General features: G+C 72.2%; 24 protein-coding genes and 2 pseudogenes. 8 read left to right on the forward strand and 18 right to left on the reverse strand.

What is annotated here, in order from left to right:
• Window positions 1–43: 43 nt before the first annotated feature.
• From D6270_RS09430 to D6270_RS09450, 5 genes and pseudogenes are all read right to left on the reverse strand, one after another.
• Complete coding sequence (locus tag D6270_RS09430; protein WP_109165823.1) at window positions 44–892, reverse strand: class I SAM-dependent methyltransferase; 849 nt, start codon at window positions 890–892, stop codon at window positions 44–46.
• Between the two features lie 235 nt (window positions 893–1,127).
• Window positions 1,128–1,736 (reverse strand): helix-turn-helix domain-containing protein, encoded by a 609-nt coding sequence (locus D6270_RS09435; RefSeq protein ID WP_109165822.1) that lies wholly within the window; start codon window positions 1,734–1,736, stop codon window positions 1,128–1,130.
• Window positions 1,737–1,874: 138 nt separating this feature from the next.
• Entirely contained in the window at window positions 1,875–3,134 is a 1,260-nt protein-coding gene (locus tag D6270_RS09440) for an NAD(P)/FAD-dependent oxidoreductase (RefSeq protein WP_109165821.1), read from the reverse strand.
• Between the two features lie 136 nt (window positions 3,135–3,270).
• Window positions 3,271–4,628: pseudogene (locus D6270_RS09445) on the reverse strand (deoxyguanosinetriphosphate triphosphohydrolase).
• Between the two features lie 53 nt (window positions 4,629–4,681).
• Complete coding sequence (locus D6270_RS09450) at window positions 4,682–5,680, reverse strand: sirohydrochlorin chelatase (protein ID WP_109165819.1); 999 nt, start codon at window positions 5,678–5,680, stop codon at window positions 4,682–4,684.
• A gap of 212 nt (window positions 5,681–5,892) precedes the next feature.
• On the opposite strand from D6270_RS09450, the gene D6270_RS09455 reads away from it, so the two are divergent.
• Window positions 5,893–6,648, forward strand: coding sequence for a SanA/YdcF family protein (locus D6270_RS09455; protein ID WP_376203787.1), 756 nt, complete (start codon window positions 5,893–5,895; stop codon window positions 6,646–6,648).
• A 56-nt stretch (window positions 6,649–6,704) separates the two neighbouring features.
• Here D6270_RS09455 and D6270_RS09460 read toward each other — a convergent pair whose 3' ends face one another.
• The 3 genes from D6270_RS09460 to D6270_RS09470 all read right to left on the reverse strand — a co-directional run bounded on the left by D6270_RS09460 (window position 6,705) and on the right by D6270_RS09470 (window position 8,192).
• Window positions 6,705–7,172 carry a gamma-glutamylcyclotransferase family protein gene (locus D6270_RS09460; RefSeq protein WP_109167525.1) on the reverse strand — a complete coding sequence of 156 codons (468 nt, stop codon included), beginning with the start codon at window positions 7,170–7,172 and terminating at the stop codon, window positions 6,705–6,707.
• Between the two features lie 8 nt (window positions 7,173–7,180).
• Window positions 7,181–7,522: a divalent-cation tolerance protein CutA gene (gene cutA / locus D6270_RS09465; RefSeq protein ID WP_109165818.1), complete on the reverse strand. Its 342-nt coding sequence runs from the start codon at window positions 7,520–7,522 to the stop codon at window positions 7,181–7,183.
• A 61-nt stretch (window positions 7,523–7,583) separates the two neighbouring features.
• On the reverse strand, window positions 7,584–8,192 hold the full coding sequence (locus D6270_RS09470) for an NADPH-dependent FMN reductase (RefSeq protein WP_109165817.1): 609 nt from the start codon (window positions 8,190–8,192) through the stop codon (window positions 7,584–7,586).
• Window positions 8,193–8,266: 74 nt separating this feature from the next.
• On the opposite strand from D6270_RS09470, the gene D6270_RS09475 reads away from it, so the two are divergent.
• The 4 genes from D6270_RS09475 (at window position 8,267) to D6270_RS09490 (ending at window position 11,412) form a co-directional block, all read left to right on the forward strand.
• Entirely contained in the window at window positions 8,267–9,115 is an 849-nt protein-coding gene (locus D6270_RS09475) for an aminotransferase class IV (protein WP_109165816.1), read from the forward strand.
• Window positions 9,116–9,224: 109 nt separating this feature from the next.
• Window positions 9,225–9,683 carry a DUF5990 family protein gene (locus D6270_RS09480; protein ID WP_109165815.1) on the forward strand — a complete coding sequence of 153 codons (459 nt, stop codon included), beginning with the start codon at window positions 9,225–9,227 and terminating at the stop codon, window positions 9,681–9,683.
• A 412-nt stretch (window positions 9,684–10,095) separates the two neighbouring features.
• Window positions 10,096–10,641 (forward strand): GVDTG sorting domain-containing protein, encoded by a 546-nt coding sequence (locus tag D6270_RS09485; protein ID WP_109165814.1) that lies wholly within the window; start codon window positions 10,096–10,098, stop codon window positions 10,639–10,641.
• Between the two features lie 138 nt (window positions 10,642–10,779).
• Window positions 10,780–11,412 carry a class F sortase gene (locus tag D6270_RS09490; protein WP_109165813.1) on the forward strand — a complete coding sequence of 211 codons (633 nt, stop codon included), beginning with the start codon at window positions 10,780–10,782 and terminating at the stop codon, window positions 11,410–11,412.
• A gap of 38 nt (window positions 11,413–11,450) precedes the next feature.
• Here D6270_RS09490 and D6270_RS09495 read toward each other — a convergent pair whose 3' ends face one another.
• The gene (locus D6270_RS09495) at window positions 11,451–12,242 is read right to left on the reverse strand and encodes a TSUP family transporter (RefSeq protein ID WP_109165812.1); all 792 of its coding nucleotides are present in this window, start codon (window positions 12,240–12,242) and stop codon (window positions 11,451–11,453) included.
• Between the two features lie 237 nt (window positions 12,243–12,479).
• On the opposite strand from D6270_RS09495, the pseudogene nirD reads away from it, so the two are divergent.
• Both nirD and D6270_RS09505 read left to right on the forward strand, forming a co-directional pair.
• A pseudogene (gene nirD, locus D6270_RS09500) lies at window positions 12,480–12,836 on the forward strand (nitrite reductase small subunit NirD); the annotation flags it as partial.
• Window positions 12,837–12,992: 156 nt separating this feature from the next.
• Window positions 12,993–14,159 (forward strand): alkaline phosphatase PhoX, encoded by a 1,167-nt coding sequence (locus tag D6270_RS09505; RefSeq protein ID WP_109167523.1) that lies wholly within the window; start codon window positions 12,993–12,995, stop codon window positions 14,157–14,159.
• A gap of 52 nt (window positions 14,160–14,211) precedes the next feature.
• On the opposite strand, the gene D6270_RS09510 is transcribed toward D6270_RS09505, so the two are convergent.
• The 8 genes from D6270_RS09510 to D6270_RS09545 form a co-directional block, all read right to left on the reverse strand.
• Window positions 14,212–14,622: a VOC family protein gene (locus tag D6270_RS09510; RefSeq protein ID WP_109165811.1), complete on the reverse strand. Its 411-nt coding sequence runs from the start codon at window positions 14,620–14,622 to the stop codon at window positions 14,212–14,214.
• A gap of 158 nt (window positions 14,623–14,780) precedes the next feature.
• Window positions 14,781–15,812 carry an ArsR/SmtB family transcription factor gene (locus D6270_RS09515; protein WP_109165810.1) on the reverse strand — a complete coding sequence of 344 codons (1,032 nt, stop codon included), beginning with the start codon at window positions 15,810–15,812 and terminating at the stop codon, window positions 14,781–14,783.
• Window positions 15,813–16,380: 568 nt separating this feature from the next.
• On the reverse strand, window positions 16,381–19,092 hold the full coding sequence (gene ppdK / locus D6270_RS09520) for a pyruvate, phosphate dikinase (RefSeq protein ID WP_109165809.1): 2,712 nt from the start codon (window positions 19,090–19,092) through the stop codon (window positions 16,381–16,383).
• A gap of 381 nt (window positions 19,093–19,473) precedes the next feature.
• Window positions 19,474–20,169: an HAD family hydrolase gene (locus tag D6270_RS09525; protein ID WP_264081503.1), complete on the reverse strand. Its 696-nt coding sequence runs from the start codon at window positions 20,167–20,169 to the stop codon at window positions 19,474–19,476.
• Window positions 20,166–21,332 carry an ABC transporter ATP-binding protein gene (locus D6270_RS09530; protein ID WP_225976805.1) on the reverse strand — a complete coding sequence of 389 codons (1,167 nt, stop codon included), beginning with the start codon at window positions 21,330–21,332 and terminating at the stop codon, window positions 20,166–20,168. Before D6270_RS09530 ends, D6270_RS09525 begins: the two co-directional genes overlap by 4 nt.
• Window positions 21,333–21,338: 6 nt before the next feature.
• Complete coding sequence (locus tag D6270_RS09535; RefSeq protein WP_109165807.1) at window positions 21,339–22,322, reverse strand: ABC transporter permease; 984 nt, start codon at window positions 22,320–22,322, stop codon at window positions 21,339–21,341.
• Window positions 22,310–23,227 carry an ABC transporter permease gene (locus D6270_RS09540; protein ID WP_202418339.1) on the reverse strand — a complete coding sequence of 306 codons (918 nt, stop codon included), beginning with the start codon at window positions 23,225–23,227 and terminating at the stop codon, window positions 22,310–22,312. The genes D6270_RS09535 and D6270_RS09540 overlap by 13 nt, the downstream gene beginning before the upstream one ends.
• Window positions 23,227–24,405 carry an ABC transporter substrate-binding protein gene (locus tag D6270_RS09545; RefSeq protein ID WP_109165806.1) on the reverse strand — a complete coding sequence of 393 codons (1,179 nt, stop codon included), beginning with the start codon at window positions 24,403–24,405 and terminating at the stop codon, window positions 23,227–23,229. Before D6270_RS09545 ends, D6270_RS09540 begins: the two co-directional genes overlap by 1 nt.
• Window positions 24,406–24,672: 267 nt before the next feature.
• Between D6270_RS09545 and D6270_RS09550 the strand changes: the two genes are divergently transcribed.
• Entirely contained in the window at window positions 24,673–25,428 is a 756-nt protein-coding gene (locus tag D6270_RS09550) for a GntR family transcriptional regulator (protein WP_109165805.1), read from the forward strand.
• 57 nt (window positions 25,429–25,485) lie between these two features.
• On the opposite strand, the gene dusB is transcribed toward D6270_RS09550, so the two are convergent.
• Window positions 25,486–26,634 carry a tRNA dihydrouridine synthase DusB gene (dusB, locus tag D6270_RS09555; RefSeq protein WP_109165804.1) on the reverse strand — a complete coding sequence of 383 codons (1,149 nt, stop codon included), beginning with the start codon at window positions 26,632–26,634 and terminating at the stop codon, window positions 25,486–25,488.
• Window positions 26,635–26,832 lie beyond the last annotated feature (198 nt).

Genomic DNA, 26,832 nt, shown 5'->3' on the forward strand with positions numbered 1-26,832 from the left:
GACAACCCGACGCCCGCGGGGCTCCGCCCCGGCCGGTGCGGGGTCAGCCGGGCCGGCGGGCGGCCCAGACGGTGCGCTCGGTGCGTACGGCGAGGTCCTCACGGTGCAGGAGGGAGCCGGGGCCGTCGGTGTCGAGGAGCCGGTCGAGGGCGGCGAGGTCCTCGGGCGCGAGGGCGTCGGCCACGCTGGGGCGCAGGCGGCGGAGGCTGCTGAGGGCGTAGGCGCCGACGGCCTCGCTGCGGGAGGGGTCGGTGGTGCCGATGTTCACGGTGATCGTGCGTCCGTCTTCGACGGTGAATCCGGCGCCGGTCAGCTTCGGGCCCCAGTCGGCGCCTCGGTGGGGTACGTGTTCGGCGTGGAAACGGTCGCTCGCCTCGTGCCAGCGCTCCTCCAGACCGGGCCGCTCCTCGGGGGCGTCCGCGGGCAGGAAGCGGGGGAAGCCGGACAGTTCGACCACGGCGAACAGCCCGCCGGGGGCGAGCAGGTCGTGGACCTGGCGCAGGGCCCGGTCAGGGTCGGCCATGTGGTGCATCGAGGCCGACGCCCACACCAGGTCCGGGGTGCCGAGGTCGGGCCAGTCAGCGGTGTCCAGGTCGGCCTGCACGGTCCGCACGCGCCCCTCCGCGCCCCGGGCGCACACCTTCTCCCGCAGGCGCTGGAGGTGGGCGGCCGAGGCGTCGACGGCCGTGATGTGCGCCTCGGGGAAGCGGTCGAGGAGGGCGAAGGTGCCCGTTCCGGTGCCGGAGCCGAGGTCGACGATGCGGCGGGGCGGCGTCTGGACGGGGAGCCACTCGGTGAGGGCGGTGAGGTGTTCGGCGAGCACCTGGGCGTCGAGATCGAGGATCTCCGCCTCGCCGTGGTGGTCGTGGTTGTGGGTGTGTGCGTGCGTCATGGATCCCACGTTAGGGCGGCCATGCGTCGTCGGCACGATCCCTCCCGGTATCGGCAAGAAGATGGCCGCCGCCGATGCCGGGCACGCAAACGGGGAGCACGTACGCGGAGGCGCGGCGCATCGTGCCCGTACGCGGAGGGGCGGGGCGTCACATCCGGTACGCGTACGGGTGGGACTTCACGTCCCGTACGCGTACGACCGGGCGGTCATGTCCCGTACGCGGACGGCCGGGCCGTCATGTCGTGTGCGGCAGGTCCGGTGCGCAGTCGTTCCCGGGCCTCCGGTTGTCGCGCAGGTGGCCGCGGCGGGCGTCGCGGTCGAAGATCCCGAGGATCTCGCAGGGGCCGCCCTCCGCGCCGATCGCGTGCGGCAGCATCGTGGGGAACTCGGCGGCCTGGTTGGTCTCCACCCGGAAGCGGCGGTGGCCCAGCATGAGGACCGCGGTGCCGGAGAGGACGACCAGCCACTCCCGGCCGGGGTGCGCGCGCATCCGGGCGGGGTTGTCCGGGGGCGGCTCGGTCATCCGCTGCCGCACGACGGTCATACCGGGGTCGCTCTTCACGGGCCAGCGCATCACCCCGTGGGCGCCGTCGATCATCGGGCTGATGATGACGTCGTCGGAGGCGGTCTCCACCAGCTGGTCGAGGGTGGTGTCCAGCGCCCGGGCGAGCGTGACGAGTTGGTCGAGGGCGAGCCGCCGCTGCCCGTTCTCGATACGGCTGAGGGAGGACTGGCTGAGGTTCGCCCGGCCGGCCAGCTCCTCCAGGGACCAGCCCTGTGCCACGCGCAGGGCGCGGATGCGTTTGCGTACGAGGCCGTCCAGCCCGTCGGTGCTGTGCTCCATACGCAATACCGTATGCCCAGGGAGCAGCGGATCGCCCCAGGGTGATCCACTGCTCCCCGCAGATCGCCTGCTCCGGGCAGATCGTCTGCTGCCGACAGGTCGTCTGCTCCGGGCAGGTCGTCTGCTCCCGGAGGATCGTCAGAGCAGGGACGACAGTTCCACCGACGGATCGGCCAAGGCCTCCGGGTCGTGCTGCTGGCCGGCCCGGAGCAGCTCCTGGATGGTCTCCGTCACGTCCCACACGTTGACGTTCATCCCGGCCAGGACACGACGGTCCTTGAGCCAGAACGCGATGAACTCCCGCTTCCCCGCGTCGCCCCGGATGATCACCTCGTCGTAGGAGCCGGGCGGCGCCCAGCCGGAGTATTCGAGGCCCAGGTCGTACTGGTCGGAGAAGAAGTACGGCACACGGTCGTACGTCACGTCCTGGCCGAGCATGGCGCGGGCGGCGGCCGGTCCGCTGTTGAGGGCGTTGGCCCAGTGTTCGACCCGGAGCCGGACGCCGAGCAGCGGGTGGGCGACGGCGGCGACGTCCCCGGCGGCGTAGATGTGCGGGTCGGAGGTGCGCAGCGAGGCGTCCACGGCGATGCCCCCGCCGTGCGCCCGGTCGGCCATCTCCAGCCCCGCGGCCTCGGCGAGGGCGGAGCGCGGGGCGGCGCCGATCGCGGCGAGGACGTCGTGGGCGGGGTGCTCCTCGCCGTCGTCGGTGCGGGCGGCCAGCACCATGCCGTCCTGGCCGACGATCTCGGTGAGGCGTGCGCCGAAGTGGAAGCGGACGCCGTGCGAGCTGTGCAGTTCGGTGAAGATCTGGCCCAGTTCGGGGCCGACGACCTGGTGCAGCGGGGTGGCCTCCGGCTCGACGACGGTGACCTCGGCCCCGTAGCCCCGTGCGGCGGCGGCGACCTCCAGCCCGATCCAGCCGCCTCCGGCGATCACCAGGTGGCCGTTGTCGCGGCCGAGGGCGGCCAGGACGTTGCGCAGCCGGTCGGCGTGGGCGAGGCGGCGCAGATGGTGGACGCCCACCAGGTCGGTGCCGGGGACGTCGAGGCGGCGCGGTTCGGAGCCGGTGGCGAGCAGCAGCTTGTCGTAGCGGATGACGGTGTTGTCCCCGAGCTGCACGGTCCTCGCGTGCCGGTCGAGGGCGGTGACGGGCTGGCCGAGGTGCAGTTCGATGTCGGCGCCCGCGTACCAGGCGGTCTCGTGGACGAAGACGCTCTCGCGCTCCTCCTTGCCGCCGAGGTAGCCCTTGGAGAGGGGTGGCCGCTCATAGGGGTGGTCGCGCTCGTCCCCGATGAGGATCACCCGGCCGGTGAACCCTTCCGCGCGGAGCGTCTCGGCCGCCTTCGCCCCTGCGAGTCCCGCTCCGACGATGACGAATGTCCGATGTGCGTCGACCACTTGATGCCTCCTCAGTGCTGTGCTGCGCGTCGCCCCCCGGCTGCGAGCGTCCCGCACGCAGCGTGATGGCGAAAGAGGGTGTGCCCCGGAGAGGTCACACCCAGTGATCATTTCTCCGGTCTTCTCCAGTCTGCCCTCAGCCGCGGCGCGCGGTGAGTGCGGCGTGCAGGGATCGTGCGGAGGCGTCGGTGAGGGCCGCGATCTGGTCGACCAGGACGCGCTTACGGGTGTGGTCGTCGGGCGCTTGGTCGAACAGGGCCCGGAAGTGCGGCTCCAGGCCCTCGGGGGCGCGGGCGGTGAGGGCTGCGGCCAGTTCGGCGATGACGATGCGCTGGTCGGCGCGGAGGGTCTCCTGCTCGGCGCGCTGCATCACGTAACGGTCGGCGACCGCCTTGAGCACGGCGCACTCGTTGCGGACGGTGCGCGGAACGACGAGCTCCGCCCCGTACCGGGTGAGGCGGCCGGGGCCGTAGACCTCGCGGGTGGCGGTCTCGGCCTCGGTGCAGAAGCGGCCGATGAGCTGGCTGGTGGCGTCCTTCAGGCGGGCCTGGGCCACGGCGGAGCCGTCGTAGCCGTGCGGCCACCACTCCTGGTCGATCAGCCGGTCCAGCGCCTCGGACAGCTCCTGCGGGTCGGTGTCCACGGGGACGTACCGGCCGATGGCGACGGCGAAGATCTCCTCGCGCTCCGGCTCGGCGTAGAGGCAGTTGGGGTCGATGTGCCCGGCGTGCAGCCCGTCCTCGAAGTCGTGCACCGAGTACGCCACGTCGTCGGACCAGTCCATCACCTGGGCTTCGAAGCAGGTGCGGTCCTCTGGCGCCCCTTCCGCGCCCACGCGAAGACCGGCAGGTCGTCGGCGTACACCCCGAACTTCACCGAGTGCGGGTCGGTGGGGTGCGCGCCCCGCGGCCAGGGGTACTTGGTGGCGGCGTCCAGGGCGGCCCGGGTCAGGTTGAGGCCGACGCTGACCAGTTCGCCGGTGCGCGGGTCGCGGACGAACCGCTTGGGCTCCAGGCGGGTCAGCAGCCGCAGCGACTGGGCGTTGCCCTCGAAGCCGCCGCAGTCGGAGGCGAAGTCGTTGAGCGCCTGTTCACCGTTGTGGCCGAACGGCGGGTGGCCCATGTCGTGGGAGAGGCAGGCCGTCTCCACCAGGTCCGGGTCGCAGCCGAGGACCGCGCCCAACTCGCGGCCGACCTGCGCGCACTCCAGGGAGTGGGTGAGCCGGGTGCGGGGGCTGGCGTCCCAGACGAGGGAGCGGGTGCCGGGCGTGACCACCTGGGTCTTGCCCGCGAGCCGGCGCAGCGCGGCGGAGTGCAGCACCCGGGCCCGGTCGCGCTGGAAGGCGGTGCGGCCGGGGCGCTTGTCCTGCTCGGTGTCGAAGCGCTCGGTGTCGGCGGGTCCGTACGGAACCGCTCCCGCCCCGCTCTGTGCGCTCCGCACACCTTCCGTGCCGTGTGTCTGATCTGCCCCGCGTGCGCCCTGTGTGCCGTCCATGGTCCCGACAGTAGCGACCGGGACGGACAACGTGTCGCGAGCGGGCCGGGGAGTCAGGCGGAAGCGAGCAAGCTCACCATCTCGGCGGGCGCCGTGGCGGACAGTGCCTGGTCGTAGCGGTGGAGGAGCAGGCGGGCCAGGGCGGGGTGGGCACCGAGCGGAAGGGCGGCGGTGCCCGGCGCGGCCTCGGCGGCGGCGCTCGCGAACCGGCCGGGGGCGGTGAAGTACGAGGCGACGAAGGTACGGTGCCGGCCTCGGGCGGCCAGTGCGCGCAGCGCGGCGGGGACGGAGGGCGTGGCGGCGGAGGCGTACGCGGGGACGACGGGCACCGCGCCGAGCCGCTCGGCCAGCATCCTGGCCGTACGCCGGGTGTCCTGGGCGGAGTCGGGGTCGCGGGACCCGGCAGCGGCGAGGACCACGGCGGCCCGGCGGCTCCCCGGGTCGGCCGGGTTCCAGCCCGCCTCCACGAGCCGCCCGTACAGCGCCTCCACCAGCAGCGGGTGCGGGCCGAGCGGGGCGGCGATCCGGGTGCGTACGGCGGGGGCGGCGGCCGCTGCGGCGGGCAGGTCGTGGTTGATGTGGTGGCCGCGCCCCAGGAGCAGCGGTACGAGGACGGCGTCGGCCCCGCGCAGGCCGTCCAGGGTGTCCGGGAGCAGCGGCCGGTTCAACTCGATGTGGCCGAGGCGGACGTCGAGGCCGGGGCGCAGGTCGCGGACCCGGTCCAGGAGCGCGAGGACGGTCCGCAGGGCCTGCGGGTCGCGGCTGCCGTGGGCGACGACGACGAGCGTGGGCGGGGCGGTGGGCAGCAGGGGCGGGGCGGGTGGCCGGGTGCGGGGCATGGGCCTGCGGGTTCCGTTCCGGGAGACGAGGCTGAGCTGGGCGGTGACGCGGGTGAGAAGCTGCGCGGTGCTGTCGAGGGGGACGGTGCCGGGGCCGCCGGAACCTGCTCCGGGACTGCGGCCTGCGCTGTGGCTGTCGTTGCCGCTGTCTTTGCCGCTGTCGGGAAGCGGAGGCGGTGACCGGTGGGGCTGCTGCGTGGACGGCTCCGTCATGGACCGATGGTGCCGGGCGGAGGTTGCCGGGCCGTTGCGTGAGGGTCACGGAGGTTTTCCACCCCCTCACGGTGGGGTGGTGGCCGGTGTGCGGGGCGGGGGCCTGCACCCGTTTCTGCCGTTCGGTGAACCTTTCGGACGTTTCGCTCGTCAGGTGAGGTGGGACCGGACGACACGGCCGGTACGGACAGGAGGGGGCTCCCGTGCGAGGGATGCGAGGGATCGGACGGGTGCGAGGGATCCGGGGGGCGCGGGAGGCGCGGGAGGCGCCGGAGGCCGGGGCGAAGGGGGCGGGACGTCGGCTGCGGCTGCCGCGCTCCCGCCGGGGCCGACGGCTCGCCGTGCAGGGCCTGATGGCTCTCTGCGTGCTGGCGCTGCTGCCCGCGACCTGGATGCGGTTGGGCGCCGACACCCGGGTGGGGACCACGGCGGACGCCCCGGCCCGCGAGGTCGCGATGGTGTTCGGCGCCGGGCTCTGGAAAGGCCGGCCGACCCCGTATCTCGCCCACCGCCTGGACGCGGCGGCCGAGCTGTACCGGACGGGGAAGGTGAAGGTCGTCCTGGTCACCGGGGACAACAGCCGGGTGGAGTACGACGAGCCGGACGCCATGCGGAGGTATCTCACCGAGCGCGGGGTGCCGGACGACCGGATCGTCAGTGACTACGCCGGGTTCGACAGCTGGGACTCGTGCGTGCGGGCCAAGAAGATATTCGGGGTCGACCGGGCGGTGCTGGTGAGCCAGGGCTTCCACATCCACCGGGCGACCACCCTGTGCCGCTCCGCCGGGATCGACGCGTACGGGGTCGGGGTCGACGAGCCCCGGGACGGCACCTGGTACTACGGCGGCGCCCGGGAGCTGGCCGCGTCGGGGAAGGCCGCCATGGACGCCCTGCTCCGCCCCGACCCGCACTTCCTGGGGCCGCGGGAGGCGGGCGTGGCGGAGGCGCTGGCGTCGGCGACGCCGTGAGCCGCGGTCGGCCGGTGGGCGTCGGCCGGGACCGGAGTCCGCGCCGACACCGGATCTCACGGTGTGGCCGGTCCGTCGGGAGGCCGCCCGGTGGTCCACCGCCCCTCGGCAATGGCCCTGCCGCCGGTGCGGAGCGAGTGGGTGACGGCGGCCGCGGCGAGGTAGACCCAGGCGCGCACCGGGTCCTCCCCCGGCAGCTCAACCTCGCGGACGACCCGCTCGTAGAGATTGCGCGGGTGGCCGGGCCCGAGGTACTCCTCCAGGCGGTCCAGGAGCCCGAGCAGCTCTCCGTAAACCCCGGGCGCGGCGGTGAGCAGGGTGCCGTGGACACGGCCGTGGCCGTCGACGGCGTACGGGTAACCGGGTCCGTCGTACAGCAGGGCCCGGGGCAGGACGGCCGCCCGCTCCCCCGACGTACGGCCCCGGAGGAACAGGTCGTGGTTGGGTCCGCCGGGGAGCAGCGTGCCGTACACGAAGAACGGCAGCTCGCCGGTGGGCGGGGGGCCGGGGTGCAGGGCGCTCATGGCCGCCGTCACAGGGCGGTTGCGGGAGCCGTCTCCGCCGTGACCCAGCCGAGGTAACGGGCGCTGCCCCGGATGACCGGAATCGCGATAATCTCGGGGGTGTCGTAGTCGTGCGCCTCCTGGAGGTACGCCTCCAGCTCCTCGTAGCGCTCGGCCGCCGTCTTGAACAGCACCTGCCACTCCTCGGACGACTCGATGGCGTTCTGCCACCGGTAGACCGAGGTGACGGGCGCGGAGATCTGCGCACAGGCCGCCAGCCGGGCCTCCACCGCCCCCTGTGCCAGCTCGTGGGCCTTCTCCACGCTGTCGGTCGTGGTCAGTACGGTCAGCCATGCCGGCGGCGCTGTCATCGTCGGTCTCCTCGGGTACGGCGGGCTGCTGCCCACGCACCGATTGTCGGCCCGGAGGGGGTCAGGCGCTGTACGGATGCCGGTTTCGCGCCTCGCGCAGGGCGTTGCCCCACCAGACCAGCTGGTCCAGGAGGGCCTTGGCCGCCGTGTCGACGTCCGCCGGGTCCCGGTGGTTCCCCTGGTCGTCGAAGAGGGCACCCGCATTGTGGAAGGAGACGGTGTCGCGGACGGAGACCGTATGCATCTCGGCGAAGACCTGGCGGAGCTGTTCGACGGCCCGCAACCCGCCGGACCTGCCGCCGTACGAGACGAAGGCGACGGGTTTCGCCTGCCACTCGGCGCGGTGCCAGTCGATGAGGTTCTTCAGCGGGGCGGGGAAGGAGTGGTTGTACTCAGGAGTGAGCACGACGAACGCGTCGGCCGCCGCCAGTTGCGCCGAGACCGCCGCGACCCGGGCGGCGTCCTCGGGGGACGGGCTGAAGGTGAGTGCGTCGGGGAGGCGGGCGGTGACGACGTCGACGAGCTCGGTCCCGATGCCGTCGTACCGGGCGGCCCGGTCGAGGAACCAGTCGGCGATGATCGGCCCGAAGCGGCCTTCCCGGTTGCTGCCGAGGACGACGGCGACCTTGAGGGGGGCGGGGGATGTCGTGGCTGCGGCTGTGGCGTCCATGACTCGAGCTTTCAACCTCAACCTCGGCTGAGGTCAAGTCGTCGCCGGAGGAAGTCGCGCCCTACGGTTGCCCCATGACGAGCGCAGCGCCCCTCCGCCTCCCCCACGTCGAGATGGACGGCCGTCCCGTCACCGAGGACGACCTCCGCGTCCCCGCCCTCCACGGGTTCGGGCACTTCACGGCCCTGCAGGTCCGGGACCGGGCGGTGCGGGGGCTGGGGCCGCACCTCGAACGGCTGGACGCCGCGAACCGGGAGCTGTTCCAACGGCCGCTGGACGGAGGCCTGGTACGGGAGTTGATCCGGAGCGCCCTGGACCGGGTCGGGCTGCGGGACGCCTCCGTGCGGGTGCAGGGGTTCCTGCCGCCCGGGGAGGGCCGTACGCGGGTCATGGTCACCGTCCGCGAGGCCGCCACGATGGCGCCCGGGGCCCGGAGCCTGATGTCGGTGCCGTATGCCCGGGCCGTGCCACACATCAAGCGGCCGGGCGAGTTCGGGCAGACGTACTACGGGATGCTCGCCGCGCGGGCCGGGTTCGACGAGGCCCTGCTGACCGCGCCGGGCGGGGTGGTGACCGAGGGGGCCATCACCAACATCGGCTTCTGGGACGGGAGTTCGGTGGTGTGGCCGGACGCACCCGCGCTCCCCGGCATCACCATGGCACTGCTGGAACGTGGCCTCGCGGCGGCCGGGGAGCCGTCGGTCCGGCGGCCCGTGACACTGGACGGGCTGGGCGCGTTCCGGGGCGCCTTCCTCTGCAACTCGCAGGGGATCGCTCCGGTGCGGCGGATCGATGCCGTGGAGTTCGGGAGCGGTGACCGGGCGACGGAGGGGGCGACGGAGACGGAGAAGACGGACGAGATGGCGGGGGTGATGAGGCGGCTCGAGACCGTTTACAGGAGCGCGCCGGCCGATCCCCTCTGACCTTGGCCGACGGCCGGCCGCCGTAGCCCCTGGCCTTGACCGGCGGCCGGTCGTGGCCGGAAACCGACCGCGACGCCCCCGCCCCGCCGCCGTGACGGACCATGGGGGCATGCAGATCCATATCGAGGCCTCAGCGCTCCCCGGCCGCAGCTGCGGGCCGGACTCCGACTTCCCCGGGTTCGAGAACATCCACGTCGGCATTCAGCGCAAGGACCGGCCCGACGAGCTGCTCGGTCTGCACCCCGGGGACGCGCCGGCCGCCTCCTGGACCCTGGAGTGCACGGCGAAGGACACGGCGGACGGGGTCGAGGTCTCGGGGCCGTACATCCAGAACCGGCTGGGCGGGCGGTTCGTCTATCTGTCGTGGGGGACCGTGGACGAGGCCGGGCTGTTCAGCATGTTCCGGCGCGCCAAACTGATGTTCAGCGACATCGAACCCGAGGTCCTTGAGGCCGCGGCGCGCTCCGGGCACCTCACCGGGCGGCTGGCGCTGACCGACACCAAGGGGCAGCCGTTGTGCGCGCGGGTGCGGCCGCCGGTGATCTCCTGGAGTGCGACCACCCCCTGAGGAGGACCGGTCGGGAAGACCTGTCGAGAGGGCTCACTCTGGGGGCCACTCGTCCGGATGCGACACCGCCCCCACTGGCCGGGGGGGGTAGGCCGGTGAGGGCGGGTGCCGTGGGGGCGGGGATCCGTCCCGTGGGGGGATGTCTTTTCGTGTGCCCGGGCACCGGAAAGCCATACGTGTGACGTGGGTCACACTTCCCTTTCGCGGCTCACCCGATCGGCACCCGGCCCGGCAGCACGGACCGAACGGCCCAGTCGCACCGCCGTGACCTGCGGTGATCTCCGGCACCAAGAGTGCCGCGCCGGTCCGTACGGGTGAAAGCTGACCTGGCGTCAGAGGGCATGCGACGGCCACCGCCCGTTAGGTCAGGGGCAGGACACAACCGCTCGCGCCGTCTGCCCGGAGGATCCCCATGCGCAGTCCTGCCCGCCTCGTGACCGGTACCGCCACCGCCGCGGTCACCGTCATAGCGCTCGGTCTCACCGCCGCCCCGTCCGCGTACGCAGGCGATGACTTCGGCCGGCTGGAGATCACCCCCGCGACCGCTCCCCCCGGCGCCAAGGTCACCGTGAACACCACCGCCTGCGGCCCCAAGGGCTCGGGCATCGGTGACGCGAACTCCCTGGACGCCGGGGACTTCGAGGTCCGCACGGGAACGCACAAGGAGGTGCTCGTCGGCCAGTTCACCGTGCCGCACGACACCCGGCCCGGCGTCTACGAGATCGTCGTCTCCTGCGACAACGGCAAGGACGCCGTCGGGGACCTCAAGGTGATCGGCGGCGGCAAGCACGACCGGCCCGACCACGACCGCCCGTCCGGCCATGTGCGGACCGGCGTCGGCGGCAGCGTGGAGCCGAACTCCACGCAGGTCGCCCTCGGCGTCGGCGTGATCGGCATGGCGGCCGTCGGCGGTCTGTGGCTGCTGCGCCGCCGGACCGAGTCCACCGAGGGCAGCTGAGGCCACCGGCCCACGGCCACCGGGGGAGCTCGCCGCTCCCTCGCACCGACCGGGCCGGGCGCGTCCCCGAGCGCGCCCGGCCCGCCTTCGATCCATCGCCTCCGATCCGAGACTCACCAGGCCTACGAGGACGACGACGTGTCCCAGAGCGCGCAGAAAGCCAGGGGCTGGCTGGTGGGCATCGCCGTGCTGTGCGGTGTCTGGCTCGTCCAGAACGGCTCCGGCGACCTGCTGATCCCGCCGCAGCCCTCCAGCGCCCAGGCCTTCGCCGCCGGGCCCCAGCTCCAGCCCGGATCCCCGGTCGCCGAACCGCTGCACCCCTCCGACCCGGTCCGCATCCGCATCCCGAGCATCGAGGTGGACGCGCCGATGATGCGGCTGGGGCTCGGGGCCGGCGGCAGCCTGGACGTCCCGCCGGACGAGAACCGCAACCTCGCGGGCTGGTACGCCGACGGCGTCCCGCCCGGCGCCAAGGGCACGGCCATCGTCGCCGGGCATGTCGACAACGCCGAGGGGCCCTCCGTCTTCTACGCGCTCGGCGCCCTCACCAAGGGCACCCGCGTCGAGGTGGTCCGCGAGGACGGGCGCACCGCCGTCTTCTCGATCGACGCCATCGAGGTGTACGAGAACAAGGACTTCCCCGACCAGCGCGTCTACGGCGACTCCCCGCACGCCTCGCTGCGCCTGATCACCTGCGGCGGCGGGTTCTCCAAGGAGACCGGCTATCAGGGCAATGTGGTGGCCTACGCCCACCTCACCGACGTCCGCTGAGCCCCTCCCCTGGTGCGCGGTGCCCCTGAGGCACGTCCCTACGCCGCCCACTGGTCGTAGCCCAGCTTCGCCACCAGCGAGAACACCACCGTCAGCAGCACCGCCCGGACGAAACCGCTCCCCCGGCTCAGCGCCATCCGCGCCCCCGCCATCGCGCCCGCCAGGTTGAAGACGGCCATCAGGGCGGCCAGCTGCCACAGGACGGTGCCCTGGTACGCGAACATCGCCAGCGCCCCCGCGTTCGTGCACACGTTGACGATCTTGGCGGTGGCCGACGCGGTCACCAGGTCCAGGTGGAGCACGGCGGTGAGGGCCAGGACCAGGAACGTGCCGGTGCCCGGCCCGAACAGGCCGTCGTAGAAGCCGATCCCGCCGCCGACCAGCACGATCGCGGTGACGATCCGGGCCCGGGTGACCGGGCGGGCGTCGGTCTCGCCCGCCGCCGCCGTGCCGAAGGACGGGCGCAGCAGGACGAAGGCGGCGACCCCGAGCAGCGCCACCATGATCACCGGGCGGAGCACCTCGCTGCTCATCCCGGCGGCGAAGAACGCCCCCGCCATCGACCCGGCCAGCGCCATCAGCCCCACCTGTACTGCCAGCCCCACCTGTACCGGGGCCCTCCGCACATAGGTGATCGCGGCGCCCGAGGTGCCGACGATCGCGACGGCCTTGTTGGTGCCGAGGACATGGGCGGCCGGTACGTGCGGCAGGCCCAGCAGCAGGGCGGGCAGGAGCAACAGCCCGCCGCCGCCCACCACCGCGTCGATCCAGCCTGCGGCGGCTGCGGCCAGGCAGAGGAGGACCAGGGTGGTGAGGGTGATGTCGGGCATGTCCTCGACACTAAGGTGCGGTCCGCCGGTGGCTTCCACGGGGTCCGTGGTCCGTACAACGGGCGCCCGTCGGCGGTTCTCACGACGGTCGTGGTCCGCACCAAGGGCTCGCCCACCCGGGGGGCCTTGCAGAGGCCGACTCCGCCCGCCGGAGGTCCTCAGGGGCCTCACCGAGGCCGACTCCACCGCCGGTGGTGTGCGCAGAGGCGGCCCCGCGCCACCGCCGTTCCCGCCACCACCACCACCACCGCCACCACCGCAGCCGCCCCCGCCGTCGTCCGGGTCGCCTGCGCCGGTGGCTGGCTCACCGCCCGCGAGCTGGACCGGCTGAGCACCGGGCGCGGTGTCGCGGTGCTGCTGCCGGACGGCGGGGAGGCGGCCCTGTTCAGGGACCGGTCGGGGGCGGTACGCGCGATCTCCGACCGGGACCCGTTCACCGGGGCGTACGTCCTCTCCCGGGGGCTGCTCGGCTCGGCGGACGGGCGGCCGTTCGTGGCGTCGCCCCTGCTGAAGCAGCGCTTCGGCCTGGCGACGGGGGTGTGCCTGGACGACGAGGAGGTCTCGGTGCCGGTGTACGCGGTGCGGCTGGAGTGACCCGGGCGTGCGGGCCGGGCGACGGTCCGGCCCGCGCTCATCCCCCAGCCGTTCACCCAGTATTGACGCACCGTCAACTCCGTACTTCTACAGTCCTGACGCGCGACCCGCCGGTCCGTCCGGAGCGGCGGGCCCTCACTCATCCGTGGAGTGATCGTGGAACGTCGGACCTTCTTGCGCACAGCGGTGGTCGGCACCTCGGCGGCGGCCTTCGGCGGCACCCTGTGGCGCGGCGCAGCCTCCGCCGCACCCGCCCAGCCGGCCCCCGGCCCGTACGGCGCACTACAGGCGGCCAACGGCAACGGCATCCAGCTGCCGAGCGGCTTCACCAGCCGCATCATCGCCCGGTCGGGGCAGACCGTGTCAGCCACCTCCTACCGCTGGCACAGCGCCCCCGACGGCGGGGCGACCTACGCCGACGGCACGGGCTGGATCTACGTCTCCAACGCCGAGGTCTCCTCCGGCAGCGGCGGCGGGGCGAGCGCCGTGCGGTTCAACTCCTCGGGCACGGTGACGTCCGCGTACCGGATCCTGTCGGGGACGAACAACAACTGCGCGGGCGGCTCGACCCCGTGGAACACCTGGCTCTCCTGCGAGGAGGTCACCCGGGGGTACGTCTACGAGACCGACCCGTGGGGCGTGAAAGCGGCCGTGCAGCGGCCCGCGCTCGGCCGGTTCAAGCATGAGGCGGCAGCGGCGGACGCCGACCACGGCTACATCTACCTCACCGAGGACGAGACCGACGGCCGGTTCTACCGCTTCCGCCCCAACACCTGGGGCAACCTGTCCAGCGGCACGCTCCAGGTGCTGGTGGCGGGTACGGCCACCTCGGGCCCGGTGACCTGGGCCAACGTTCCGGACCCGGCCGCCTCCTCGTCCCAGACCCGCCACCAGGTCTCCGGCGCCAAGGTCTTCAACGGCGGCGAGGGCTGCTTCTACGCGGCGGGCACCTGCTGGTTCACCACCAAGGGCGACAACCGGGTGTGGGCGTACAACGCGAACACCTCGTCGATCTCCCTGACGTACGACGCCTCGCTGGTGACCGGCGGCTCGGCCCCGCTCACCGGTGTCGACAACGTCACCCGGGCCGGCTCCGGCGACCTCTACGTGGCGGAGGACGGCGGAAACATGGAGATCTGCCTGATCACGCCGGACGACACGGTGGCCCCGTTCCTGCGGATCACCGGCCAGTCCGGTTCGGAGATCACCGGTCCGGCGTTCTCCCCGGACGGCAAGCGGCTCTACTTCTCCTCGCAGCGCGGCACCAGCGGCAGCTCGTCCGGCGGTATCACGTACGAGGTGACGGGCCCGTTCCGCAGCTGACGCCCGGTGTGCGCCGGGGCTCCCCCGCCGGCCCCGGCGCACGCCCTCCGGCTCAGCCCTCGCCCTCGACGGCGGCCGGGTCCATCCAGATGACCTCCCAGATGTGGTGGTCGGGGTCCTGGAACGAGCGGCCGTACATGAAGCCCATGTCCTGCGTCTCGCCCGCCGGGAACCCGCCGGCCGCCAGCGCCGCGTCGGCGAGTTCGTCGACCTTCTCGCGGCTGTCGGCGCTCAGGGCGAGGATGACCTCGGTCGTCGAGGAGGCGTCCGCGACGTCCTTCTTGGTGAATTCCTTGAAGCGCGGCTCCGTCAGCAGCATGGCGAAGATCGTGTCGCTGATGACCACACACGCGGTCCTGTCGTCGCTGAACTGCGGATTGATGGCATAGCCGAGCTTCTCGAAGAAACCCCTCGTGATCTCCAGGTCCTTCACCGGCAGATTCACGAAAATCATCTGAGCCATGGTCGTTGCCTCTTCCTGCGTCCCGTCGTGCGCCGCAGTGGTTCGTCCGGGGTCCGCCCGGGGTCCGTCCGGCGCTTTCGAAGGGGTAGACGGCGGGGCCGCCCGAAACTCATCGCCGTACACGCGACGGGTTTCGACCGCCTCCCGGCGGCGCCCTCTCAGGACAGCGCGAGCGGGGCGCCGCCCCGGAGCAGCGAGCCGCCCAGCGGGGTCAGCGTGTGGAGCACCGAGCTGCCGTGGCGCAGGGTGAGGACCAGGCCCGCCTCGCGCAGGACGGAGGCGTGCTGGCTCGCGGAGGCGAGCGACACCCCGGCGCGGCGGGCCAGTTCGCTGGTCGTGCAGCCGTTGCCTATGGACTGCAGGACGGCGGAGCGGGTGTGGCCGACGAGCCGGCCGAGCCAGGGTCCGGGCTCGGCGAACTCCGGGGCGCCGGTGTGGGTGACCGGGTAGACGAGGACGGGCGGGAGCGAGGGGTCGCGGTAGACGACGGGGGTGCTCCGGCAGAAGAACGAGGGCTGGAGCAGCAGTCCGCGCCCGTCGAGATACAGGTCGCGGTCGACGGGGTAGTCCACCTCCAGCACGGGAGCCCGCCACCGGATCATCGGCGGCAGGGTGGCCAGCAGGCCGTCGGCCCCGCCGTCCAGGAGCGCCCTGCCGCGCACCGCCCGGTCGGCCTCGACGGAGGCGCGGATGTGTGGCCAGTACGGCTCCACGGCGGCATCGTGGTAGCTGCGCAGGGCGCCGATGAGTCGGGCCAGCGGCTCGGCGCGGCCCTCGGAGAGCGCGGCGGGCAGGGCGGCCGTGATCCGCCCGGCGCCGGGGCCGCCGGGGCCCCGTCCGCCGCGCTGCCGCCGCCGCCCGGCCGCCATCAGGTCCAGCTCGCGGCGGATGCGGTCGGCGGGGGTGTCGCGCAGGGCCTCCATTCCGACGTCGAGTCCGAAAGGCTCGGCGCCTTCCTGCGACGGCGTCAGGAAATCCGGGAAATAGCCGCGGGGCGGGACGACCGCCGACAGCAGTTGCGCCTCACCATTCAACCGGGCTCGCGTTTCGGTCCGCCATTTCCCGAAGACCGTCGAAGCACGCCGGTCCCTCAGCCGGTGAAAACTGAGAATCGTTTCCCACATCGCGTCCGGTCTCGTGGCCATCCGCACCCGCGAAAGGTCCAGCCTGGACACATGGATACGCAGCACCGCTCCCCCACCTTGTTGCATCCGCAATTGCCCCCACCGAAGGGTATGCGGACCGTCACAGGAGGTCACCACGGGGTTTCGGCCAGAAGTGAAACGCCTCGCCCCGTTCCGCTTCACCCGAAAAGCTGTACGACGTCGGGTACGCATCCGGTGCCCGCCGGATGAGCACGTGAAGGCCGTGGGGGGCTTTGTGTGTTCGGCGGCGGCGGGCGACGGTGCGGCTCCGTACCCGACGGGGGTAAGCCGGGTGCGGTCCATGGGTGGGGATCCATGGACCGCACCCCGGTCCACCGGATGGCTACCCACACTTCTTTGCGCATTAAACGAAGCAATGTGGGCCAGGACACATCGGTGGCGCGCATTCCGCTCCGGGACCCACTCCGCTTCCGCTCCGGTTACGCTCGGAAGCGGCGGCCACCACATATTCCGCGGGCAGGACGAAGCGGCGGCACCCCCGCACAGGGTGCCGCCGCTTCTCGGCTTCCGGAGATCTCACCAGGGTGGCGGGCCGGTGAGGGACCCAGCCCAATTCCCTTGGAAATAACCGGAGTTGGTCATACGTACCGCATCAGCGGCTGTCGCTCCCGCGTGACTGCGCCGCCGCCCGGCCCGCTTCCAGCCGGGCCACGGGGATGCGGAACGGAGAGCAGGAGACGTAGTCCAGGCCCACCTCGTGGAAGAAGTGCACCGATTCCGGGTCGCCGCCGTGCTCGCCGCAGACGCCGAGCTTGAGGTCCGGGCGGGTGGCCCGGCCGGCCTCCACGGCGCTGCGTACGAGCGCGCCGACGCCGTCCTTGTCGATCGTCTCGAACGGGGAGACCCCGAAGATGCCCTTCTCCAGGTAGGCGGTGAAGAACGAGGCCTCCACGTCGTCGCGGGAGAAGCCCCACACCGTCTGGGTCAGGTCGTTGGTGCCGAACGAGAAGAACTGGGCGGCCTCGGCGATCTGGCCCGCCGTCAGCGCGGCGCGCGGCAGTTCGATCATCGTGCCGATGGTCAGCTTCAGGTCGGTGCCGGTGGCGGCCTGGACCTCGGCGATGACCCGGTCGGCCTCCTCGCGGACGATCTCCAGCTCCTGGACCGTGCCGACGAGCGGGATCATGATCTCGGCGCGCGGGTCGCCCTTGGCGTTCTTGCGCTGGGCGGCCGCCTCGGCGATGGCCCGTACCTGCATGGCGAAGAGGCCGGGGATGACGAGCCCGAGGCGCACCCCGCGCAGCCCCAGCATCGGATTCTGCTCGTGCAGCTTGTGGACCGCCTGGAGGAGGCGCAGGTCGTTCTCGTTGGCGTCCTTGCGGGACTCCGCGAGCGCGACGCGCACCGACAGCTCGGTGATGTCGGGCAGGAACTCGTGGAGCGGCGGGTCCAGCAGCCGGACGGTGACGGGCAGCCCGTCCATCGACTCGAACAACTCGATGAAGTCGGCCTTCTGGAGCGGGAGGAGGGCGGCGAGGGCGTTCTCACGCTCGTCGTCGGTGTCTGCCAGGATCAGCTTCTCGACCATCTCGCGGCGCTCACCGAGGAACATGTGCTCGGTGCGGCACAGCCCGATGCCCTGGGCGCCGAAGCGGCGGGCCCGCAGCGCGTCCTCGGCGTTGTCCGCGTTGGCCCGCACCCGCAGCCGGCGCACCCGGTCGGCGTACGCCATGATCCGGTGCACGGCGGCGACCAGCTCGTCGGCGTCGTCGGCGCCGGCGTGCATCCGGCCCTCGAAGTATTCGACGACCGGCGACGGTACGACGGGTACCTCGCCCAGGTACACCTTGCCGGTGGAGCCGTCGATCGAGACGAGGTCGCCCTCCTCGATCACCTTGCCGCCCACCGTCATCCGGCGGCGCTTGGTGTCGACCTCCAGGTCCTCGGCGCCGCAGACACAGGTCTTGCCCATGCCGCGCGCCACGACCGCCGCGTGCGAGGTCTTGCCGCCGCGCGAGGTGAGGATGCCCTCGGCGGCGATCATGCCTTCGAGGTCGTCGGGGTTGGTCTCACGGCGGATCAGGATGACCTTCTCGCCGGAGCGGGACCACTTGATCGCGGTGTACGAGTCGAAGACGGCCTTGCCGACGGCGGCACCCGGCGAGGCGGCGATGCCCCGGCCGAGCAGCTCGGTCCTGGCCTCGTCGTCGAAGCGCGGGAACATCAGCTGGGCGAGCTGGGCGCCGTTGACGCGCTGGAGGGCCTCGGCCTCGTCGATCAGGCCCTGGTCCACGAGCTGGGTGGCGATCCGGAAGGCGGCACCGGCGGTGCGCTTGCCGACCCGGGTCTGGAGCATCCAGAGCTGACCGCGCTCGATGGTGAACTCGATGTCGCAGAGATCCTTGTAGTGGTTCTCCAGCGTCTCCATGATGCCCATGAGCTGGTCGTACGACTTCTTGTCGATCGACTCCAGATCGGCGAGCGGCACCGTGTTGCGGATGCCGGCGACGACGTCCTCGCCCTGCGCGTTCTGGAGGTAGTCGCCGTAGACGCCCTGGTGGCCGCTGGCCGGGTCGCGGGTGAAGGCGACGCCCGTGCCGGAGTCGGGGCCGAGGTTGCCGAAGACCATCGAACAGACGTTGACGGCCGTGCCGAGGTCGCCGGGGATGCGCTCCTGGCGGCGGTAGAGCTTGGCGCGGTCGGTGTTCCACGAGTCGAAGACCGCGTTTATGGCCAGGTCCATCTGCTCCCGCGCGTCCTGCGGGAACTCGCGTCCGGCCTGGTCCTGGACGATCTTCTTGAAGTGCTTGACGAGCTTCTTCAGGTCGGCCGCGGCCAGGTCCGTGTCGACCGTGACCTTCTTGGCCGCCTTGGCGTCCTCCAGGGCCTCCTCGAAGAGGTCGCCGTCGACCCCCAGGACGGTCTTGCCGAACATCTGGATGAGGCGCCGGTAGGAGTCCCAGGCGAAGCGCTCGTCGCCGGACTGGGTGGCGAGGCCGGCCACCGAGGCGTCGGAGAGGCCGATGTTGAGGACCGTGTCCATCATGCCGGGCATGGAGAACTTGGCGCCGGAGCGGACGGAGACCAGCAGCGGGTCGTCGGCCTGGCCGAGCCGCTTGCCCATCCGCTCCTCCAGCGCGGCGAGGTGCGCACTCACCTCGTCGCGCAGCGCCTTCGGCGCCTGCCCGCTCTCCAGGTAGACCTTGCATGCCTCGGTGGTGATGGTGAAGCCCGGAGGGACGGGCAACCCGAGGTTGGTCATCTCGGCGAGGTTGGCACCCTTGCCGCCCAGAAGATCCTTCAGATCCTTGTTGCCCTCGGTGAAGTCGTAGACGAACTTCTGGGGATCTTTGTTTTCCGACACGGGTCTCGACTCCTCGAGGACGCGGTGGCTGCCCTGACGGCCAGGAACATACCCAGATCGAAGGTGTATGGGTACGTCCACTTGGTCGTCATACGGCCGCAACCACCCATCCGCCAGCGGATCCAAAGAGACTCGCCGACGGGCAGGCTCTGGCCCTCCGTTCAGCTCCTGAAGGCGGCATGGTCATTCCTTGACCCTCAGCTCTCATCTGAGCGCATCACCCCGCACCTGAGTACACTTCTCGAAGGCTGTCACGTGGCACTGAGTGCCAGGCCTTCCAGAAGTGCAGCCACCGCCATATCGCTCATCTGAGCGCACCCCCGATCAAGGGTGGCGCGAATCACGCTGGTTTCGGAGCCTGGATTTCAGGATTCGGACGGCTCAGGGACGTCGCAGGCACTCCCTCAGCACCCCGAGGTCCACCTCCTCCAGGCTACGGGCGAATGTCCGGCCCCGCCCCGGGGCGACCGGGAGCAGCGACGGCACCACCAGGACCGAGCACCCGGCGGCATCGGCGGACGCGGTGCCGTCCGGGGAGTCCTCCACCGCCACACAGGCGGCGGGGTCGGCCGCGAACCGCTCGGCCGCCGCCCGGTAGGGATCGGGATGTGGCTTGGTCCGTACGGTGTCGTCGGCCGACAGTGTGAAGGCGAAGTCCACCCCGGCCAGCGACCCGGCCACCACCGCGTCCACCACACTCCTGGGCGAGGCGCTGACCAGGGCGAACGGCACCCCGGCGCCTTCGAGGGAGGCGAGCAGGGCGGCGGCTCCAGGGCGCAGCGGGGCGCCCGCGTCGACCTTCCGGAAGAAGGAGTCGGTCAGCTCGGCAGCCGTACGGGCCAGTGCGGAGGCCCGGTCGTCCGGAGCGCCGGGGAGGGTCGAGGCGTCGCCCCCGGTCACCTCGATCAGATGAGCGGCGGTGTCGGCGACGGCCCGGCCGACGACCTCCGGGGCGTCCGCGTCGCTCAGCCGGTGGCCGAGCCCGGCCGCGACCTCGCGGGCCGTCTCCCACCAGAGCACCTCGGTGTCGACGAGGGTGCCGTCCATGTCGAAGAGGACGGCGGAGGGGGCGCTCACGCCTCCGCCCGGTGGTCGGCGGCGTTGGCGGCATCGGGTGCCGTCATCTCCCGTACGGGCACGACCAGCACCGGGCGGCGGACCGGGGTGACCCGGGCCCGTACCCCGGGAGCCAGCTCCGTGGCGTCCCGCGACGGCAGGTCGGCCTTGACCGAGGCGCCGTCCGGCAGGTCGAGGAGGACCCGGGTGACCGAGCCGAGGAAGGAGGCGGAGACGACCGTGGCCGTGCCGTCCGCGTCGGCGCTGGCAGCGATGCTCTCGGGCCGGATGAGGACGTCGACCGGGCCCCGGCCCGCCGGGATGTCCCCGTCGACCGGGAGCGAGGCGCCCGCGACGACCACCGAACCGTCGCCGGTCAGCTGCCCCGGCACCCGGTTCATGGTGCCGACGAACTCGGCGACGAACGGGGTCGCGGGTCGCTCGTACAGCTCGGCCGGGGGCGCGCACTGCTCCAGGCGGCCCGCGTTGAGGACGGCGACCCGGTCGGCCATGGAGAGGGCCTCCTCCTGGTCGTGGGTGACGAAGATCGTGGTGATCCCGAGCGCCAGCTGGAGGCGGCGGATCTCCTCGCGCAGCGTCAGCCGGACCTTGGCATCGAGTGCCGAGAGCGGCTCGTCCAGGAGCAGGACCCGGGGGCGCAGCGCCAGCGCGCGGGCCAGGGCCACGCGCTGCTGCTGGCCGCCGGACATCTGGTGCGGGTAGCGGTCGCCGTGGGCGGGCAGTCCGACCAGTTCGAGCAGTTCGTCGGCCGAGGCGTGCCGCTCGGCGGTGGCCACGCCCTTCATCCGGGGGCCGAAGGCGACGTTGTCGCGGGCGTTGAGGTGCGGGAAGAGGCTGTAGGACTGGAAGACCATTCCGGCGTCACGCCGGTTGGCGGGGACCGGGGTGATGTCCTCGCCGTCGACCAGGACCTCGCCGGAGTCGGGCTGCTCGAACCCGGCGAGGACCCGCAGCGCGGTGGTCTTGCCGCAGCCGGAGGGGCCGAGGAGGGCGAGGAGCTCGCCCGGTTCGGCGGTGAGGTCGAGGCCGTCGAGGGCCACGGTGGGGCCGAAGGCCCGGCGCAGGGAGCGGAACTCCACCCGGGCTCCGGTGGCGGCCCGTCCTCCTGGCGCGGCGGCTTCGGCCGGCTCGGGACGTGGGGCGGCGGTGGGCAGGGCTGACATGGGCGGCTACTCCTTGCCGGGTACGGAGGTGGGGGCGGCGGCCGGGACGTTGGTGGTGGCTCCGGCCCCGGGCCCGACGGTGGCGGGCACCACGGTGGCGGGTCCGGCGGCGGCCGGGATCGCGGTGGCCGAGGCGGAGGACCCGGTTCCGGCGCGCGAGAGGACGAGCAGCAGGGCCCAGGTGATGAGCAGGGAGAGCAGCGAGACGGCGACCGACATCCGGGCCTCGGCGCCGGAGACGGTGACGATCCAGACTGCGAAGGGCCGGAAGCCCAGCAGCGAGGCGACGGTGTACTCCCCGAGCACCAGCGCCAGGGTGAGGAAGGAGGCCCCGGCGAGCGAGGAGCGCAGGTTGGGCAGGATGACGCTCACGATCACCTGGAACCGGCTCGCCCCGCAGTTCCGGGCCGCCTCCACCAGCGTGGGTACGTCGACGGCGCGCAGCCCGGCGTCCAGCGAGCGGTGCACGAACGGCAGCGCCAGCACGGTGTAGGCGAGGACCAGCACCACCGGGAACGACTCGTTCTGCACGGCGAGGAAGGTCTGGTAGAGCGGGGTGCGCGAGAAGTGGTCGGGCCCCCAGCGCAGCACGGTGGCGATGCCGGTGACCAGGGCGATCGGTGGCACCACCAGCGGCATCATGCAGACGATCTCGACGACGGCCCGCAGCCGGGGCGGCCCGAGCCGCACCGCGACGAGCGCGGGGACCACGAGCAGCAGGGCGAGCGCGATGGTGGCGGCGGCGAGGGAGAGCGAGAGGAACAGGCTCTCGGTGAATCCGTCGGCCGACAGGATGCCGCTGTACGCCTCGAAGGTGAGGCCCTGGTTCGGCACGTGGACCGTGAAGACGAACGAGGAGAGCAACGGGGTGACGAAGTAGAGCCCGGCGACGGCCAGGACAGCACCGCGCCAGTAGCGCGGGCGCGGACGGCGGGCCGCCTTCACCGGGGCGGCGGCCTCAGGGCGCGCGGTGGTTGTCAGTGCAGCCATCGGGAGCTCCGTCGCTGGAGGGGCAGATAGACCGCCATCACCAGTCCGGCGATCACGATCATGTCGAGGCTCAGCGCCAGCGCCACGTTCTCCTGGCCGACCAGGACGTTCCCGGAGAGCGCGTCGGCGATCTTCAGGGTGACCAGCGGTACGGAGCCGCCGACGAGGGCGGCGGCCGTGGCGTGCGCGGCGAAGGCGCTGCCGAAGAGGAGGACGAACCCGCCGAGCAGCGAGGGCGCGAGCACCGGCAGTCCGACGTATCGCCAGAACTGCCAGGCGGTGGCGCCGTTGTTGCGGGCGGCCTCGCGCCACTGGGGGCGCAGTCCGTCCAGCGCCGGGACGACGACGATCACCATGAGCGGGATGAGGAAGTAGAGGTAGATGACGGTGAGGCCGGTGAAGGAGTAGAGGTTCCAGCCGAGCGCGTCCAGGTGGCCGAGCTGCGTGACCACACCGGAGATGCCGAGGGTGGCGACGAAGGCGAAGGCCAGCGGGATGCCGCCGAAGTTGGCGAGCACGCCGGAGGCGGTGAGCACGGCCCCGCGCAGCGAGCCTCGCCGGGAGGTGACGACGGCCTGGGCGATCAGCACCCCGAAGACGGTGGCGATGGCGGCGGTGAGCGCGGAGAGCTGGACACTGCCGGTGAGCGAGGTGAGGTAGGGCCCCTGGAGCGAGCGCGTCAGGTGCTCGCCGGTGAACTCGGTGGTGCCGGCGACCGGGTCGGTACGGGTGACGGCTCCGTACAGCAGGGCCCCGGCGGGCAGTCCGAAGCAGAGTCCGGCGAAGACGAGCAGCGGGAGGGCCCCGAGCCAGGCGCGGGGCGGCCGGCGGCGGCGCGTACGGCCGCCGGCCTTCACAGCGGCCGCCCCGGGTCCCGGGGCGGCGGTCGGGTGGGAGGAGGTCATCAGGAGACGGCCTTGTCCCAGTTCTCGGAGAGCGTGGCGTTGGCCTTGTCGAGCTCCTCGGAGGAGGGGAAGGACGGGGTGCCCTCGACCTCGGGGAGCTTGGTGACGAAGGTCTTGTCGACCGTGCCGTCCTCGGTCATGGCGGGCAGCAGCACCGGGCGGGCGTACCCCTTCAGCCAGAGGTTCTGGCCCTCGGCGCTGTACAGGTACTCCATCCACAGGCGGGCGGCCGCCGGGTGCGGGGCGTCCTTGTTGATGGCCTGCGAGTAGAACTGGGCGTAGACGCCGTCGCTCGGCACGGAGACCTTCCAGTCGACGCCCTTGCCCTTGAACTGGTCGGCGTACCCGGCGTTCAGGTAGTCCCAGTCGATGCTGATCGGCGTCTCGCCCTTCTCGACGGTCGCCGGGGTGGACTCGACGGGGATGAAGTTGCCGCTCTTCTTCAGCTTGCCGAAGAAGTCGATGCCGGGCTGGATGTCCCCGAACGAGCCCTTGTTGGCCAGGGACGCCGCGTACACGCCGCCGAACGCGGAGCCGGACTTGGTCGGGTTGCCGTTGAGGGCGACCTTGCCCTTGTACTCGGGCTTCAGGAGGTCCGCGAAGGTCTCGGGGCAGGTCGTGATGCGGGCGGCGTCGCAGCCGATGGAGACGTAGCCGCCGTAGTCGTTGTACCAGCGGCCGTCCGCGTCCTTCTGGCTGTCGGGGATCTTGTCCCAGGCGGTGACCTTGTACGGGGCGAAGAGGTTCTCGGCGGCGCCGCTGCGGGCGAAGGCGATGCCGAGGTCGAGGACGTCGGGGGCGCGCTTCTGGCCCTTGCGGGACTTGACGGCGGCTATCTCGTCGGAGCTGGAGCCGTCCGGGTTCTCGCTCTTGATCTTGACCTTGTACTTGGCCTGGAAGCTCTTGATGATCTCGCCGTAGTTCGCCCAGTCCGGCGGCAGGGCGATCACGTTGAGCTCGCCCTCCTTCTCGGCGGCGGCGACCAGCTTCTCCATCCCGCCGAAGTCGGCGGCCGAGGCGGCCTCGGTGGACTTCACCCCGTTCGCGCCGGTCTCGACCTTCTCGTCGGGTGCGGCGCCGCAGGCGGTGAGGGCGGTGAGGGCGGCGGTGGAGAGGGCGAGGGCGGCAACGGCACGGCTGTTGGCACGGATACGGGGACGGGGACGGGCTCTGCGCACGGTAGGTCTCCCAGAAGCGAAGCGTGAGGGCCACTTGTTCATACAAGCTGGCATCAGTTCGCCCGGGCCGGGTGTCCGGGAAGTTAACGTCCCGTGTCCACCGCCGCAAGAGAGCAGGAAGAGGAACCCCCACTATCCAGGGGTTCTGGTAGATAACGACCTCGCATCGAAACGTGTCGCGACGACGCTAGAGTGAGCGGCAGGACCGTCACCGAAGAGCGGACCTGTACACAGCGCATCCCGCGCATGGACAGCTGAGGGGGACGTGTGGGCGCTACGCGCTACCGGGAGATCGCCGAGTCGCTGCGGCACGCCATCCGCACCGGCACCTACCCGCTCGGCTCCCGGCTGCCGTCGGAGAGCGACCTCTCCGCCCGCTGGAAGGTCTCCCGCGGCACGGTCCGCCAGGCGGTGGCGCTGCTGGCCTCCGAGGGGCTGATCGGCTCCCGCCAGGGGGCGCGCCGGGTCGTGCTGCGCCAGGAGCGCCGCCAGAGCTTCCAGCAGCTCAACAGCTTCGCGCAGTGGGCGCGGGCGATGGGGTGCGAGGTGGCCAGCCACATCCTGACCCGCACGGTGCGGGCCGCCACCGACGAGGAGGCCGGGCGTCTGGACGCGGAGCCGGGCAGCGACGTCCTGTACGTCCTGCGGCTGCGGTGGCTGGACGGGGAGCCGGTGATGGTGGAGCGGACGGTGTACGCGGACTGGGTGGCCCCGGCCGTCCTGGAGCTGCCGGAGGACTGCGTCTCGATCATGGACAGCATCGCGGAACGGGCGGACATCGTCGCGCACCACGGCGAGCACCTGATCGACGCGGTCGCGGCGGGCAGCGAGGACGCGCGCCTGCTCCGGGTCCGCCGGGCCAGCCCGCTGCTGCGCCAGCGACACCTGACGTGCACGGCGGCGGGCCGGGCCATCGAGTGGACGGACGACCGCTACCGGGCGGGCAGCGTGGTCTTCAACGTGATGAACTCCGCGGGCGCGGCCCCGCTGGAGCGGCGGGCGGGGCCGGACGTGCGGAGCTGACGGGCTTCGGGGCGCTCAGCCGCCGGAGGTGACCAGCAGCCGACAGCTTCGGGGCGCTCAGCCGCCGGAGGTGTCCAGCTCGGCATCGGCGCTGACCCCGGAGCAGTCGTACGGGTCCTTCAGCCAGCCGTCCGGCAGGACGACCCGGTTGTTGCCCGAGGTCCGCCCGCGCGGCCCGTCGGCACCGTCCGGCCAGGGCTGGTCGAGGTCCAGCTCGTGCAGCTGACCGGCCAGCTCCTCCAGCGAGGAGGTGATGGCCAGCTTCTTGCGCATCTCGGAGCCGACCGCGAAGCCCTTGAGATACCAGGCCACGTGCTTCCGGAAGTCGATCACACCACGGGCCTCGTCGCCGATCCACTCCCCCAGCAGCGTCGCGTGCCGCACCATGACATCCGCGACCTCGCGCAGGGTGGGCGCGTGCCGGGTCGCGCTGCCCTCCATGGCGTTCACCAGATCGGCGAAGAGCCAGGGCCGCCCGAGGCACCCGCGCCCGACGACCACGCCGTCGCACCCGGTCTCGCGCATCATCCGCAAGGCGTCGTCGGCGCACCAGATGTCCCCGTTGCCGAGAACCGGAATCTCCGGGACGTGCTCCTTGAGCCGGGCGATGGCGTCCCAGTCGGCGGTGCCGCCGTAGTGCTGGGCGGTGGTCCTGCCGTGCAGGGCGACAGCGGTCACACCCTCCTCGACGGCGATGCGCCCCGCGTCCAGGAAGGTGAGGTGGTCGTCGTCGATGCCCTTGCGCATCTTGATCGTGACGGGGAGGTCCCCGGCGCCGGTGACGGCCTCCTTGAGGATGGCCCGCAGCAGAGGCCGCTTGTACGGCAGCGCGGAGCCGCCGCCCTTGCGGGTGACCTTGGGAACGGGGCAGCCGAAGTTGAGGTCGATGTGGTCGGCCAGACCCTCGTCGACGATCATGCGGACGGCCTTGCCGACGGTGACCGGGTCCACTCCGTACAGCTGGATCGACCTCGGCGTCTCGGTCGCGTCGAAGTGGATGAGCTGCATGGTCTTCTCGTTGCGCTCCACCAGCGCCCGCGTGGTGATCATCTCGCTGACGAAGAGCCCCTTGCCCCCGGAGAACTCCCGGCACAGCGTCCGGAACGGGGCGTTGGTGATACCGGCCATGGGCGCGAGCACCACGGGGGGCTGCACGGCGTGCGGGCCGATACGGAGCTGCGGGAGGGCGGGGGCGAGCGTGGTCATTGCTCCATTGTCGCGTACGCCGGAGGGGTGGCCGCGAGGGCGCCCGGGGTCAGGGTCACGCGGCACGGCCGTAACCCTCGGCACCGCCGCCGGGAGGGTCGCCGCAGCAGTGGGACCCGTCGATCTGCCGGGGCCTGCACTTCTGGGCGGCCCGCAGGAGCACCCATGCGACGAGCAGCACACCGGTCGGCGCCCAGG

This window comes from Streptomyces griseus subsp. griseus (genome assembly GCF_003610995.1).
In the GTDB taxonomy this organism is placed as follows: Bacteria; Actinomycetota; Actinomycetes; order Streptomycetales; family Streptomycetaceae; genus Streptomyces.

Coding starts and splice junctions, on each gene's coding strand:
- D6270_RS09430 (WP_109165823.1), bottom strand. CDS start 892: ATGACGCACGCACACACCCACAACCACGACCACCACGGCGAGGCGGAG.
- D6270_RS09435 (WP_109165822.1), bottom strand. CDS start 1,736: ATGGAGCACAGCACCGACGGGCTGGACGGCCTCGTACGCAAACGCATC.
- D6270_RS09450 (WP_109165819.1), bottom strand. CDS start 5,680: ATGACGGAGCCGTCCACGCAGCAGCCCCACCGGTCACCGCCTCCGCTT.
- D6270_RS09455 (WP_376203787.1), top strand. CDS start 5,893: ATGCGAGGGATCGGACGGGTGCGAGGGATCCGGGGGGCGCGGGAGGCG.
- D6270_RS09460 (WP_109167525.1), bottom strand. CDS start 7,172: ATGAGCGCCCTGCACCCCGGCCCCCCGCCCACCGGCGAGCTGCCGTTC.
- cutA (WP_109165818.1), bottom strand. CDS start 7,522: ATGACAGCGCCGCCGGCATGGCTGACCGTACTGACCACGACCGACAGC.
- D6270_RS09470 (WP_109165817.1), bottom strand. CDS start 8,192: ATGGACGCCACAGCCGCAGCCACGACATCCCCCGCCCCCCTCAAGGTC.
- D6270_RS09475 (WP_109165816.1), top strand. CDS start 8,267: ATGACGAGCGCAGCGCCCCTCCGCCTCCCCCACGTCGAGATGGACGGC.
- D6270_RS09480 (WP_109165815.1), top strand. CDS start 9,225: ATGCAGATCCATATCGAGGCCTCAGCGCTCCCCGGCCGCAGCTGCGGG.
- D6270_RS09485 (WP_109165814.1), top strand. CDS start 10,096: ATGCGCAGTCCTGCCCGCCTCGTGACCGGTACCGCCACCGCCGCGGTC.
- D6270_RS09495 (WP_109165812.1), bottom strand. CDS start 12,242: ATGCCCGACATCACCCTCACCACCCTGGTCCTCCTCTGCCTGGCCGCA.
- D6270_RS09510 (WP_109165811.1), bottom strand. CDS start 14,622: ATGGCTCAGATGATTTTCGTGAATCTGCCGGTGAAGGACCTGGAGATC.
- D6270_RS09530 (WP_225976805.1), bottom strand. CDS start 21,332: ATGTCAGCCCTGCCCACCGCCGCCCCACGTCCCGAGCCGGCCGAAGCC.
- D6270_RS09535 (WP_109165807.1), bottom strand. CDS start 22,322: ATGGCTGCACTGACAACCACCGCGCGCCCTGAGGCCGCCGCCCCGGTG.
- D6270_RS09540 (WP_202418339.1), bottom strand. CDS start 23,227: ATGACCTCCTCCCACCCGACCGCCGCCCCGGGACCCGGGGCGGCCGCT.
- dusB (WP_109165804.1), bottom strand. CDS start 26,634: ATGACCACGCTCGCCCCCGCCCTCCCGCAGCTCCGTATCGGCCCGCAC.